We start from the raw sequence: 12,856 nt of genomic DNA, 5'->3' as shown, positions 1-12,856 counted from the left end.
GGCCAATCCCGGCCCCGGCCGCGGCACCCCGCGGTCGCGCACGTCTGCGCGTCCGGGTGAACGGAGCCGTAAACCCCACGTCGAGCCGCTTCCCGAGCAGGAGGTGTCGAGGGCGATGAGCGCACGGCCCGCGGCGCCACCGCGCGCCAGCCGGGCCATGACCGCCACGTGGCGGCTCGCCGTCCTCCTCGTCGTCATCGCCGGGATCGGTCTGGTGCTCGCCCATTCGCTGCGCGTCTACTTCGCGCAGGCGCAGGAACTGGCCGCAGTCCGGGCGGAGATCGCCGCGGAGCGCGACAGGATCGCCGACATGGAGGACCAGTTGGAGCGCTGGGAAGATCCCGAATACGTTCGCTCCATCGCCCGGGTCCGGCTGGGCTGGGTGATGCCAGGCGAGGTGGGCTACCGCGTCATCGACGCCGACGGCAACCCGCTCGAAGGGGCCACGATGGCGGAGCAGGAGCCCGAGTTGCAGGGCGAGTGGTACGAGAAGATGTGGACGTCCGTGAAGCTCACGGACACTCCGGTGGAGGAGGAGTAGGCATGAGCGGGCCGACGCAGGAAGACCTCGCCATCGTGGAGGCGCAACTCGGACGCGAGCCCCGCGGGGTCGCCGAGGTGGCGTGGCGCTGCCCCTGTGGCAAGCCGGGCGTCGTCAAGACCGAACCGCGGCTGCCCAACGGCACGCCGTTCCCCACCACCTATTACCTGACCTGCCCGCGGGCCACGTCGGCCACCTCCACTCTCGAGGCCTCCGGGTTGATGGCGGAGATGACTGAGCGGCTGGCGACCGACGAGGAACTCGCGCTCGCCTACCAGCGCGCGCATGAGTCCTACCTGGCAGACCGGGAGGCGCTGGGCCACGTCGAGGAGATCGAGGGGATCAGCGCCGGCGGCATGCCCACCCGTGTGAAGTGCCTGCACGTGCTCGTCGGGCACTCGTTGGCCAAGGGTCCCGGCGTCAACCCACTCGGCGACGAGGCCGTGGCGGCGCTCGGCGACTTCTGGCGCGCCCCCTGCCTGGAGGGCGAATGACGACCGTCGCCGCCGTTGACTGCGGCACCAACTCCATCCGGCTGCTGATCCTCCGGAGGGGAGCCGACGGCGCGCTCACCGAACTTGCCCGCGAGGTGCGCCTCGCCCGGCTCGGTCAGGGCGTCGACGCGACCGGGGAGTTCCACCCGGATGCGCTCCAGCGCGCCAACCGGATATTCGAGGAGTTCGCCGCGATCATCGCCGGCACCGGGGCGGACCGCGTCCGGTTCGTGGCCACCTCGGCAGCGCGTGACGTGGGCAACCGTGCGGTGTTCGAGGCGAACGTGCGCGACAGGCTGGGCGTGGAGGTGGACGTCATCTCGGGATCCGAGGAGGCGCAACTCTCCGCGTTGGGCGTGCTCAGCGGCGTGAACGTGCAGACACCGTCGTTGGTGTTCGACATCGGCGGCGGTTCCACGGAACTGATCGTGGTGGGGGAGGGGCCGGAGATCCTGTCCGCCGTCAGCCTCAACATGGGTGCGGTGCGCCTGAAGGAGCGCTTCCTGCCCGGCGACCCGCCGTCGGCGCCGGAGATCCGGGCGGCGCGGACGTTCATCGGGGAGCAACTCGACGGAGCGGTCGTGGATTTCGGGTCGCTCGCTGCTGCCGTGGGCGTCGCCGGTACGGTCACCAGTTTCGCGGCGGCCAAGCTCGGGCTGGAGACCTACCACCGCGAGTCGGTGCACGAAACGGTCCTGGGCCGGGGCGACATCGAGGCCATCCTCACTCACTGGCTCACTCAGCCGGCTGCGGTGACGGCCGAGGAACCCTGCATGCATCCCCTGCGCGCAGCGGTGATCGGCGCGGGCGGCCTGATCCTCGACGAAATCTCCAGCCGCGTCCCCGGCGGGAGCGTGTTGGTGAGCGAGACCGACATCCTCGACGGCATCGCGCTGGGTCTGTTGGAGCAGTGATGCTGCCCACCCTCCCCATCGTGCAGGCGCCCATGGCGGGTGTGCAGGGGAGTGCCCTGGCCGTGGCGGTCGGACGCACCGGTGCGCTGGGCTCACTGCCCGCGGCCATGTTGAGCGACGATGCGCTAGCCGCCGAACTGACCGTGCTGGAGGGCGCCGACGTGCCCTACAACGTCAACTTCTTCGCCCACCACGCGCCCCTGCCTGATCCGGTCCTCGAGGACGCCTGGCTCGCGGCACTCGCCCGTTACCGCGAGGAGTACGGGGTGGCCGAGAGCGGCGGCGGGGCCGCCCGCCGGCCGTTCGACGCACACATCTGCGACGCCATCGAGCCCTTCGCGCCGCCCATCGTGAGTTTCCACTTCGGCCTGCCCGACGAGGGCCTGTTGCGCCGGGTGAAGGCGTGGGGCGCGGTGGTCATGAGCACCGCGACCACCGTCGACGAGGCCCGCTGGCTCGTGGAACACGGGGCCGACGCGGTGATCGCCCAGGGCATCGAGGCAGGTGGGCACCGGGGCAACTTCCTGTCGGACGACCTGTCGCTGCACCTGCCCACCCTGGAACTGGTGCGCGCGGTTCGGGGCTCGGTCACCTGCCCGGTCATCGCGGCCGGGGGCATCACGACGGCTGCCGACGTGCAGGCTGCGCTCGCCGCCGGGGCGGTGTCCGTCCAGGCGGGGACCGCGTTCCTGCTGGCCGACGAGTCCATCACGTCGCCGATGCACCGCGACGCGATCCTGAGTCCGCACGACACCGTGGTCACCACTGCGCTGACCGGCCGGCCCGCGCGGGGGATCCCCAACCGGCTCGTGCTGGAGTTGGGCGAATTCCCCGAGGCGGTTCCCCCGTTCCCTTTGGCGACCGGGCCCCTGGCCCCGCTGCGCGCAGCCGCAGAGGCTCAGGGCCGCACGGACTTCACGCCCCTGTGGTGCGGCATGAACACCGACGGCGTGCGCGCTGCGCCGGCCGCGGCGATCGTCGAGTCGCTGCTCGGCTGACGGCATGCAGAGAGCCGGTGTGCGGAAGTCTCCGCACACCGGCTCTCTTGTGCTGCCTGTTACTCGGCTGGGGTGGCGGTGCCCTGGAGCGCGCCGTTGGTCTTGCCGGCCATCCGGTCGAGCACGGCCGTCAGGTCGTAGCCGGTGGTGTCCTTGACCATCTGCATGGTCTGCATGACGTTCTCCGTGACCTGGCGGGGCAGCACCGAAGCGCCGTCGGTGGACACAACCGTGAGCTTGTCGATGTTGCCCAGCGGGGCGGCGACCTTCTCGGCCATCTGGGGCAGCACGTCGATCAGCATCTGCAGGACGGCGGCCTCGTTGTAGTGCGCGAAAGCCTCGGCACGCTTGTCCATCGCCTCGGCTTCAGCCTGGCCGACGGCCAGCACCGCGGCGGCCTTCGCCTCGCCTTCAGCGCGGACGGCGTCGGCCTCGGCCACGCGGCGGGACTTCTCGCCGACACCGGTGAGGCGCTGGCGCTCCGCGTCGGCCTCTGCCTGGGCGATGGCCGTGGCCTTCTGGGCCTCGGCCTGGAAGATGGCGGCATTGCGCTGTGCCTCTGCAGCGGTCTCGACGCGGTACCGCTCGGCATCTGCCGGGCGACGCACCTCGGTGTCCAACTGGCGCTCCTTCAGCGCGGCCTGCGCGACGGCGACCTTCTCCTGCTCGAGGAGGACGGCCTGGTCACGGTCTGCTTGGGCGAGGGGGCCGGCGGATGCGGCGGTGGCCCTGGCGGCGTCGGTCTCCGACTGGATCTCGGCCTTCTTCAGCACGAGTGCCCGCTGCGAGATGGCGATCTCCTGCTCCGCGGCGATCTGCGCCTGTTCGGCCTCGCGTCGCGCCTCGGCCTCGGCGACGGCGGCGAGCCGGCCCAGCTTGGCCGATTCCGGCCGTCCGAGGTCCGACAGGTAGGTGCCGTCGTCGGAGATGTCCTGGATCTGGAAGGTGTCGAGCACGAGGCCCTGCCCCGTCAGCGACGACTCGGACTCGTCGGTGACCCGCTGCGCGAACGCAGCGCGGTCACGGATGATCTGCTCCACCGTCAGCGAGCCGACGATCGAACGGAGCGAGCCCGCGAGGGTCTCCTGGGTGAAGGTCTCGATCTCGTCCTGCTGCCCGAGGAAGCGCTGCGCGGAGGCCCGGATCGAATCCTCGTTGCCGCCCACCTTGACGATCGCCACACCGTCGACGTTGAGTTTGATGCCCTGGCCGGAGACGGCGTTGCGGATGGTGATCATGATGCGGCGCGACGACAGGTCGAGCGTGTGCAGGCGCTGGATGAACGGGACGACGAACACGCCACCGCCCATGACGACCTTCTGGCCGCTCAGGTCTGTCGACACGAGACCGGTCTCGGGATTGCGGACCTCCCTGCCCTTGCGGCCGGTGATGATGAAGGCCTCGTTCGGCTTGGCCACCTTGTACCTGCTGGCGATCAGCAGGCCGATCAGCACGAGGAGGATGATGAGGCCGAGGATTGCGGTGACTACGGGACTTAAGCCGGGCATGGATGCCTTTCGTTCGGTCTTGGGCTGCAGGCTAGGGAGTGAGTTCGCCGGGGGCGGAGGTGGGCGTGACCTCCACGGCGGTGGGGGAGAGGATGGCCGAGACCCACACTTCATCGCCGGCGGCGACGGGGAGCTCGGACTTCGCGGCGATCTTGCGCACCTGCCCGCCCACGCTGATGTGGATCTCGCCGTACCCGCCCTGGGGGATGGCCGTGATGACGCGGCCTGAGTAGCCGACCATCGAGTCAGACCGGAAGCTGGCCGCATCCTCGCCGCTCTTCAGCGCACGGGTCAGCCGCATGGCGCCCCAGGCGGCCAGCGCGCCGATCACCAGGCCGGTGACGACGGCGAACACCATGTTGTCGACGAGGGCCAGGCCCAGCGCACCGCCGAACCCAAACGCGCCGATGAAGGCGGAGATGGAGGAGACGGAGAAGAGGTCGCCACCGAGGACGTCGAGGTCGAACAGGCCGTCGATCACGTCACCGACGAGCAGGGAAAGCAGGACCAAAGCGATACCGACGCCTCCGATGATCAGAAACGCGGTCAAAGCGGGCCCCTCCCCTTGTGCGAACCCCCAGTCTATCGGGCGGGCAGGTCTCCGTCGGGGGCCGTGGGTCTTTCGCTCATCGTCGCTAGACTTTGGCGTGGCCCTCGTAGCCCAATTGGCAGAGGCAGGCGGCTTAAACCCGCTTCAGTACGGGTTCGAGTCCCGTCGGGGGCACTAGTCTTCGGCCTCGTCGCCCAGGAGCGCGACAACCTCGCCGAACTTCGGGGCCACGGCGACCCAGCCCAGCTCGTCGGAGATCCGGTCCGCGAACTGTGCGGCCACGTGGGGCTCACCGTGCGTGACGAACACCTCTTCCGGGTCCTTGTCCAGGGCCTTCAGCCAGTCGAGCAGGTCCGACGCGTCGCCGTGCACGGAGAACTCGCGGTCGCGCACGATCTCGGCGTTCACCCGGACGTACCTGCCGTTGATCTTCACCTGACGGGCGCCGTCCTCGAGCGCACGGCCGCGGGTGCCCTCGGCCTGGAAGCCCGTCAGCACGACGGTGTTGCGGGCGTCCGGCAGCAACCGCTGCAGGTGATACAGCACCCGGCCGCCCTCGGCCATGCCCGAGCTCGAGATGATGATCATGGGGTCGGTGCGCTTGTTCAGCGCCTTCGAATCGCGCGCACCGCGGGTGGCGGTGAGGTCCAGGTCGGTGAAATCGGCGACCGTCACGTCCTCGCGCAGTTCGTCCAGCGCCGTGTCGCTGTAGACCGCCAGCGCGCGCAGCGACATGGGGCCGTCCACGACGACAGGCACCTCGGGGATGCGGCCCTCGCGGCGCATCTGCACCAGCGCCTGCAGCACGGTCTCCGTCCGGTCGATGGCGAAGGCCGGGACCACCACCTGACCGCCCCGCTCAATGGTGCGGCGGATGGCGGCAGCGAAGTCTTCGTGCGGGACGTCGGGTTCTGGGTGCTCACGGTCGCCGTAGGTTGATTCCACCACGACGATGTCGGCGCCGGGGGGAGTGCCGCGGTCCTTGAGGATGGGGTGGTCGTGGCGGCCGAGGTCGCCTGAGAACAGCACCGAGCGGTTGCCGAACTCCACGTGGACCGAGGCGGAACCGAGGATGTGCCCGGCCCTGGTCCAGCGCACCCAGATGCCGTCGATGTCGACGTTCGTGTCGAACTCGACCGACCGGAACAGCGGGAGGGTCCTCTCCACGTCCTCGGTCGTGTAGATCGCCTCGGGATTCTCGTGCTTGGACCAACCGCCGCGCACCGCGTCGGTGACCGACTGTTCCTGGAGCTTCCCGGAGTCACGCAGCACGATCTCGGCCAGGCGGATCGTGGCCTCGGTGGCCCAGATCGGCCCGCGGAAACCGTGCTTGACCAGAGCGGGCAGGTAGGCGACATGGTCGGTGTGGGCGTGCGTGAGCAGCACGTCGGAGAGGGAGGCCGGGTCCACGGGGAACTCGTCGCGGTTCTTCAACCGCCACTTCTTGTCGCCCTGGAACATGCCTGCGTCCACGAGGATGCGCCGGTCGTCGAGCGTGAGGAGGTACTTGGAGCCGGTCACGGTGCCGGCCGCGCCGAGGAACGTCAGGGTCGCCTTCTGCGGGGTGCTCATGATCCGATCGTGGCAGGTAAGGGGTGCACCCGGGCCCCCGGCGTGGAAACCCACGGCGCGGGTGGGGAGACCACGTACCATGGAGAACGACGATCCCGTAGGGGACCACGACAAGAAAGAGAATCACATGGCTAACCCGATCATCGGCAGGCCCGACTCGTTCACGAAGAATCAGGGCACGCAGCAGCGCGGCTACACCGGCTACGGCCAGCCCCAGGGATATGCGCAGCCGCAGAGCCAGCCCCAGGGCCAGTGGCAGGGCTACCTGCCACCGCAGCAGCAGTTCGAGCAGAACCAGTTCAACCAGCCCCAGCAGACCGATCCGCGCGTCGGCGGTGTGATGACGCTGGACGACGTGCTCGCCAAGACCGCCATCACGCTCGGCACCGTGGCCATCGTCGCCGTCGCGACGTTCATCCTGCTGCCCATGAGCCTGATGCTGCCCGCCGTCATCGGTTCGGGCATCGTGGGGCTGGTCACCATCCTGTTCGTGGCCGGCCGCCGCAAGCTCCCCGTCGGCGGTGTGCTGTTCTACGCCGCGGTCGAGGGCGTCTTCGTGGGTGCGTTCTCGAAGTTCTTCGAGTACCTGTATCCGGGCATCGTGGTGCAGGCCGTGCTGGCCACCTTCGTCACCGCGGCCGCCACCCTGGCGGCGTACAAGTTCTTCAACATCCGCGTCACCCCGAAGTTCCGCAAGATGGTTTCCATCGGCACGGTCGCCCTGCTGGGTGTCCTGCTCGTCAACTTCGGCCTCGCGCTGTTCGGCGTGGACACCGCCATCCGCGGCATCGGTTCCGGCGCCGGCTGGCTGGCGATCGGGATCTCCATCCTGGCCGTCGTGCTGGCCGTGCTGAACCTCGTGACGGACTTCGACTCCGTCGAACGCGGCATCGCCGCCCAGGCGCCCGCTCAGGAATCCTGGCGCGCGGCTCTCGGCATCACGGTCACCATGGTGTGGCTGTACGTCGAGCTCCTGCGCATCATGAGCTACTTCAGGGACTGACAGTGGACAGCTTGCGGGCGTACTGACTCAGTAGCGTCCGCGAGCTGTTCGTCCAGTGCAGCGAGCGCCACGCGCGCGTAGGCACCCAGCCGGCCTTCAGGGTCGATCCACCGATGTCGTGGACGACCGGCTCGCTGGGTGCCTTGCATGTCGCCCCGTAGACGACCCTCAGGGCGTGGAAGTCCTCGAGCCGCCCGCTCATGGAGCGGCCCACCCAGTGCTCGGATTCGAGCGTCAGGACCCGGTCGATGACGATCTCCTGGCCGGTCTCCTCGAAGACCTCGCGTAGCACGGCCTCCGACGGCGACTCTCCCGGGTCGACGCCGCCGCCAGGGAGCGACCACGTACCCGGCGCGGGGGTGGCCGGGGAATTCACCGTGCCGAGGATGCCGCGCTCTGACAGCACCAGGGCGTAGGCGCCGATGCGCTGGTAGCGCGCAGGGGTCTCCGTCGGCGAATTGACGTAGACGGTGTGCCGCTCAACCGGGCGGTGGTCCGACTCGTGCACTTCGCGGACCAGCCAGGTGAAGACGATGTCGCCGTCCTGGATGGCGGCGGCGAGCGGCCGCAGGGGTACATAGCCGTGATCGAACATCGTCACGCGGGGATGCGCGCCGTGCTCCACCGGGAAGTCGGCCACGGGCGCCCGCAGGGGACTGGTGACACCGATGACGCGCATTGCGACAGTGTAGTCGGCCGCCCATTCGCCGGCCCTTGCCACCGCAGCCCCCGCTGAGCTGGAATGGGGTTATTGTTTTGGCTACGCATTCCGGGGCTGCCGGGAAGCGGTTCCGACGGAGGCTGGTCATGGATTATCGCTCTGGCACCGACATCAGTGGCTCCCGCGTGCGGAGGCGCGGCGGCGGCGGCATGGGCGGCGGACGCCGCGGTGGGCCCATCGCGGTGGGCGGCATCGGCGGCCTCATCCTCCTGGTGCTGACGCTGCTCTTCGGCGGGAACATCGGCGATGTCCTCGGCGGTGGCGGCGGGGCCGTGCCGCCCCCGCAGGGGGAGGGCCAGGCCCAGACGCAATGCCGCGACGCGGCAGACATCGAGCAGAACCGCGACTGTCGCTGGGACGCCTACGACGTCGCCCTGGAGGACCACTGGTCCGGCGCGTTCGAGTCCGGCTTCGAGCCCATCTCGGCGCTCAACCTCTACAGCGGCCAGATCGCCACGGCGTGCGGCACCGGCTCGTCGCAGATGGGGCCCTTCTACTGCCCCGGCGACAAGGCCATCTACATCGACGACGAGTTCATGGGCAGCCTGCTCGAGCAGTTGGGCACCACCCGCAGCGACGCCGCTGAGCTGTACATCGTCGGCCACGAGTACGGGCACCACATCTCGAACCTCACCGGCGACATGGAGAAGGCCCGCGCCGGCGGCAACGACACCGGCCCGCGTTCCGGTGCGGTGCGCCTGGAGTTGCAGGCAGACTGCTACGCCGGCGTCTTCTTCAAGAACACGACGCAGGACCCGGAGTCGCCGATCGAGGCCGTGACCCAGGACGACCTGAACCGCATCGTCGACGCGGCCCGCGCCGTCGGTGACGACCACATCCAGCAGCAGCAGGGCGGCCGGGTGGTACCGGAGAGCTGGACGCACGGCTCGTCGAAGATGCGCCAGTACTGGGTGGCGAAGGGCTTCGAGAGCGGGGACCCGGCAACCTGCGACACCTTCAGCACCGACGACCTCGGCGAGTAACGCCGGACGGGAGGGCTCAGCCCTCGATCAACCTGGTCATGTCGCGACCCTCGAGATCCGTGTAGTGGACCTCGCCGCCGCAGTCCACCCGGACGACGGCGCCGCTGCGCTCAGTGCTGCGGTCGATACGCACGTCGCACTGCTGGGCCGGGTCGGCCTGGAACTGGGCGATCACCTTCGCCAACGTGGCCGGGTCGATCTGCTGCGGGTCGAACGTACCCAGGGCGGGGGCTTCCCCGCGCCGCGTCTCGAAGACGGGCAACCCCGCCAACCGGCTCCTGTTCAGGACGACGCCGGGCTCATCCGGAAGATCGGTCCAGTAGCCGCGCGTGTCGTTGAAGCCGACCGCGAAGGCCTCGGTCGCGTCGCCGATGACCTCGCTCAGGCCGGCGGTCAGATCAGCGACACTGGTGTAGCCCAACTGCGCGACGGCGGTGCCGTCGGCCCTGAAGAACACCGTCGTCGATTCCGGCCGCGAGGTGATGGTCATCAGTACCTGCCCCTCGCGGTACTCCACGATCTGCAGGACGAGTTCGCCGCGCACGCCGCGGAGGTCGGCGATGTCGAACATGCGCGCCGCCGACTGCAGGGGGAAATCCGCAGGGTCGAACGTCGCCTGTTCGAGGTACTGGATGTCGGAATCGACCGCGGTGATCTCGTCCTCGGTCCACCGGTAACTGACCACCGAGCCGTCCGGGCGCAACGCGGTAAGGGTGGCCTGGTCCCGCGTGATGTCGAGTTTCAGCACGGGCAGGCCGGCGGCCACCGCATGCAGTTCGTCGACGACGAGCTCGGCACTGTCCACCAGCGGGCCGTCGATGGGGAAACGCTGGGGGAGTTCAGGCTCTGGAACGGGCGGGAGGCTCGGCTCAGTGCTCGTGACCGACGGCGACAACGAGCTGGGCGGCGAGGCCGCCGAGGTGGGCACCAAGCCGGGCGACAACGGCGTGCATCCGGCGAGGACGACGGCAGCTCCGAGCGCACCGACCGACCATTTCCTCACCCGCACAGTGTAGGCACCCGTGGAAGCAGGTCCACTACTCGCCGTCGTCGGAGGTCACCCTGTCCACGAAGTACGAGTCGTCCATCGCCGGGTCCGGCGCGATCGGGATGTACTGGCGCCGCACCCGGGCCTCGCCCCATGCGCGCGACTCCACCACTTCGCGCGCCTCGTTCACCGCGTCGCACTGCTCTTGGCTGAGGTAGAACTCGATGTTCTCGACGGCACGGTCGGCCCGCGTGAACGCCTCGGGATCCTCTCCTTCCGCGGAGGCGGCGATGAGCCGGTCCACCGCGCGCTGCACCGTCGCCCTGCGCATCCGCCGCTTGGACTTGGGCAGCAGGTCGATGCGGCCGTCCTCGGAGACGATGATCACCATGGAGCCCTTGCCCGCACCGGCGAGGTATCGGATGGCGGAGCTGAACCGCGCTCCGCGCGCCGGGTCTCCGGTGCCGGTGGCGAGGCCGTCGAGGATGACACCCACGGCGTGACAGCGCCCATCCGGCGACACCAACACGGCGCCGTCGATGCTGGTGGCGGCCTCCAGCGCCCGCTCCGACAGGCGGGTGGGCGTGATGGCGTAGGCCTGCGGGAGGAGACGCGCCGCCTCCCTGTCGGCCTCGGGGTGCACGACGAGCATGGTGCCGTGGGCCTGCTGCGAACAGGCGACCGCCACGTGCCACAGGAAGCGGGCGTTGCGGGCGGAGACGTTGGGGAAGACACGCTCGACGGTGATCGCGAACTCGTCCTCGTCCAGCAGGTCGCGCGGCATGGCGGGGATGCCGTTGTCGACGCGGAGGAACGGCACGTCGTTGTCCCAGAGTTCCCAGGAACCGTCGCCGGAAATGCGCACCTCGAACGTGTGATCGCGCTCCGTGGTGTCGACGGTGCCCAGCCCGTAGACCTCCCGGCCGTCGCAGAGCAGGTGCAGCCCCGGGCCGGACAGTTCGAGGATCTTGCGCAGCCCCCTGGTGCGGCCGATCGGCACCGGATGCTCCAGCGTGATGATGCGGGTGACCGTGCCGTCGTCCGCCGGCACGAGGACGAGGGTGCCCTTGCCGGCGCGGCCCTCATAGCGGGTGGCGGCCACCGCGTCGAAGGCCTGCATGGCGCCGAACGCGTGGTCCTGGCCGGTCCGTGCCACCACCGCGGACACGAAGGAATCCGCCGCGGCGCGCAGGACCGCCTCGGTGTCCGCACGCACCACGAGCCCGGGCGACTGGCGGTCGAGTTCGCGTGAAGCCACGTCCAGCACCATGGTGACGACGGCCTCCTGGAAGGACCGCGCGGTGAGGAACGCGTCGGCTGCGTCATCCGCGAGCTGGGGCAGTTCACGCCACGGGTCTGCCTGCAGAGCGAGGACGGGGAACACCATGTGATCCAGGATCTTCACGCCGACCCCCACGAAGTGCACCCGCCCGGTGGCTCGCGCTGCGGAGTCGAGTTTGTCGGCCACGGCGCGGCGACGGGTGCGTGATTCGAGGGCGGCGAGGTGTGCCTCGCTGTCGTCGTCAAGGTCGTTCTCCCGCAGGATCCTGTTGAAGCGGCGGGTGGCCAGTGTGCTGGCCTGCTTGAGGATGGCGCGGTCGAAATGGCCGCGCTGCGGCTCCACGAGCACGTCGTCCTCAGCGTTGAGGGGGAGTGCCACGACGAACGCCCGCGGATCGATGTCCACCCCGGCGGCGTCGAGCACATCGTTGGCAACCTGTTCCAGCGAACGACGGAACCGAGCCTGTCCGTCCCATAATTGCCAACCCACGGGGGCATCATGCCACGACGTGGGGGCGGGGTGGGCGCCGCGGTCCACCTCAAGCAGCAGTCGCGTGTAGATCACGGGATCAGACATCCCGCCAGTCTGTCATCGACCCGGTTCGTGGCTGTTGTCGGTGGGCCGACCTAGACTCGCCGCATGCACGACCTCGACGCAGTAATGGTGGAACTCGACGACCTGGCGGATCCCAAGATCCTGGTGGTGAACCAGCGGCGCGGCGACGACCACGCGGTGAACCTGACGAAGCTGCGCGCGGTCGCCAAGCGGCTCAAGACCGATCACTCTTTCGCCCGGGAACTGTGGGCGACGGGCGACACGGCCGCCAGGTTGCTGGCGCTGCTGACGTGTCGGCCGAAGGAGTTCAGCGCCGACGAGCTCGACACCATGCTGCGCGAGGCCCGCGTCCCCAAGGTGCACGACTGGCTGGTGGGTTACGTCGTGATGAAGGGCCCGAACGCTGAGGAGCTGCGCGTGAAGTGGTTCGACGACGCGGATCCGCTGGTCGCCAGCGCCGGGTGGGCCCTCACGGCGGACCGCGTGAAGAAGAACCCCGACGGCCTGGACCTGCCGGGGCTCCTGAGCCTTATCGAGGCTCAGATGAAGGACGCGCCGGAGCGGCTGCAGTGGCAGATGAACACCACCCTGGCCCACATAGGGATCGAGAACCCGCAGCTGCGCGAGCGCGCCGTGGCCATCGGGGAGCGGCTCGAGGTGCTGAAGGACTACCCCACGCCGCCCAACTGCACCTCGCCGTTCGCGCCCAACTGGATCGCGGAGATGGTGCGCCGCGGCGAGCGCTGA

At 69.4% G+C, this 12,856-nt stretch carries 13 protein-coding genes and 1 tRNA gene; 8 read left to right on the top strand and 6 right to left on the bottom strand.

What is annotated here, in order from left to right; translation table 11 throughout:
- The first annotated feature begins 115 nt into the window (after positions 1 to 115).
- From H5393_RS07305 to H5393_RS07290, 4 genes are read left to right on the top strand one after another with little or no spacing between them, the layout of a single operon-like run.
- Positions 116 to 541, top strand: a complete 426-nt coding sequence (locus H5393_RS07305) for a septum formation initiator family protein (RefSeq protein ID WP_182766097.1) — start codon at positions 116 to 118, stop codon at positions 539 to 541.
- 2 nt (positions 542 to 543) lie between these two features.
- Entirely contained in the window at positions 544 to 1,035 is a 492-nt protein-coding gene (locus H5393_RS07300) for a DUF501 domain-containing protein (RefSeq protein WP_182766096.1), read from the top strand.
- Positions 1,032 to 1,949 (top strand): Ppx/GppA phosphatase family protein, encoded by a 918-nt coding sequence (locus H5393_RS07295; protein ID WP_182766095.1) that lies wholly within the window; start codon positions 1,032 to 1,034, stop codon positions 1,947 to 1,949. The genes H5393_RS07300 and H5393_RS07295 overlap by 4 nt, the downstream gene beginning before the upstream one ends.
- The gene (locus H5393_RS07290) at positions 1,949 to 2,947 is read left to right on the top strand and encodes a nitronate monooxygenase family protein (protein ID WP_182766094.1); all 999 of its coding nucleotides are present in this window, start codon (positions 1,949 to 1,951) and stop codon (positions 2,945 to 2,947) included. Before H5393_RS07295 ends, H5393_RS07290 begins: the two co-directional genes overlap by 1 nt.
- A 59-nt stretch (positions 2,948 to 3,006) precedes the next feature.
- Here the strand turns inward: H5393_RS07290 and H5393_RS07285 are convergent, their stop codons facing one another.
- Both H5393_RS07285 and H5393_RS07280 read right to left on the bottom strand, forming a co-directional pair.
- Positions 3,007 to 4,455 (bottom strand): flotillin family protein, encoded by a 1,449-nt coding sequence (locus H5393_RS07285; RefSeq protein WP_182766093.1) that lies wholly within the window; start codon positions 4,453 to 4,455, stop codon positions 3,007 to 3,009.
- 31 nt (positions 4,456 to 4,486) lie between these two features.
- Complete coding sequence (locus H5393_RS07280; RefSeq protein WP_182766092.1) at positions 4,487 to 5,005, bottom strand: hypothetical protein; 519 nt, start codon at positions 5,003 to 5,005, stop codon at positions 4,487 to 4,489.
- 100 nt (positions 5,006 to 5,105) lie between these two features.
- On the opposite strand from H5393_RS07280, the gene H5393_RS07275 reads away from it, so the two are divergent.
- Positions 5,106 to 5,179 (top strand) — tRNA-Leu (locus H5393_RS07275).
- On the opposite strand, the gene H5393_RS07270 is transcribed toward H5393_RS07275, so the two are convergent.
- Positions 5,180 to 6,577, bottom strand: coding sequence for an MBL fold metallo-hydrolase RNA specificity domain-containing protein (locus H5393_RS07270; RefSeq protein WP_182766091.1), 1,398 nt, complete (start codon positions 6,575 to 6,577; stop codon positions 5,180 to 5,182).
- A 127-nt stretch (positions 6,578 to 6,704) separates the two neighbouring features.
- Here H5393_RS07270 and H5393_RS07265 point away from each other — a divergent pair, with 127 nt between their 5' ends.
- The gene (locus tag H5393_RS07265; RefSeq protein ID WP_182766090.1) at positions 6,705 to 7,580 is read left to right on the top strand and encodes a Bax inhibitor-1/YccA family protein; all 876 of its coding nucleotides are present in this window, start codon (positions 6,705 to 6,707) and stop codon (positions 7,578 to 7,580) included.
- Here H5393_RS07265 and H5393_RS07260 read toward each other — a convergent pair.
- Positions 7,570 to 8,259 carry an NUDIX hydrolase gene (locus H5393_RS07260; protein WP_182766089.1) on the bottom strand — a complete coding sequence of 230 codons (690 nt, stop codon included), beginning with the start codon at positions 8,257 to 8,259 and terminating at the stop codon, positions 7,570 to 7,572. The two genes, H5393_RS07265 and H5393_RS07260, sit on opposite strands and share 11 nt — an antisense overlap.
- 128 nt (positions 8,260 to 8,387) lie before the next feature.
- On the opposite strand from H5393_RS07260, the gene H5393_RS07255 reads away from it, so the two are divergent.
- The gene (locus H5393_RS07255) at positions 8,388 to 9,284 is read left to right on the top strand and encodes a neutral zinc metallopeptidase (RefSeq protein WP_182766088.1); all 897 of its coding nucleotides are present in this window, start codon (positions 8,388 to 8,390) and stop codon (positions 9,282 to 9,284) included.
- 16 nt (positions 9,285 to 9,300) lie between these two features.
- Here the strand turns inward: H5393_RS07255 and H5393_RS07250 are convergent, their stop codons facing one another.
- Together H5393_RS07250 and H5393_RS07245 are read right to left on the bottom strand one after the other, a co-directional pair.
- Positions 9,301 to 10,287 (bottom strand): hypothetical protein, encoded by a 987-nt coding sequence (locus H5393_RS07250; protein WP_182766087.1) that lies wholly within the window; start codon positions 10,285 to 10,287, stop codon positions 9,301 to 9,303.
- A gap of 34 nt (positions 10,288 to 10,321) precedes the next feature.
- Positions 10,322 to 12,130 (bottom strand): DNA integrity scanning protein DisA nucleotide-binding domain protein, encoded by a 1,809-nt coding sequence (locus tag H5393_RS07245; RefSeq protein ID WP_220488256.1) that lies wholly within the window; start codon positions 12,128 to 12,130, stop codon positions 10,322 to 10,324.
- A gap of 63 nt (positions 12,131 to 12,193) precedes the next feature.
- Between H5393_RS07245 and H5393_RS07240 the strand changes: the two genes are divergently transcribed.
- Positions 12,194 to 12,856, top strand: a complete 663-nt coding sequence (locus tag H5393_RS07240; RefSeq protein WP_182766086.1) for a DNA alkylation repair protein — start codon at positions 12,194 to 12,196, stop codon at positions 12,854 to 12,856.

The organism is Tessaracoccus sp. MC1756, from assembly GCF_014164735.1.
Taxonomy (GTDB): Bacteria; Actinomycetota; Actinomycetes; order Propionibacteriales; family Propionibacteriaceae; genus Arachnia.
This window is presented reverse-complemented; position numbering and strand designations above follow the sequence as displayed.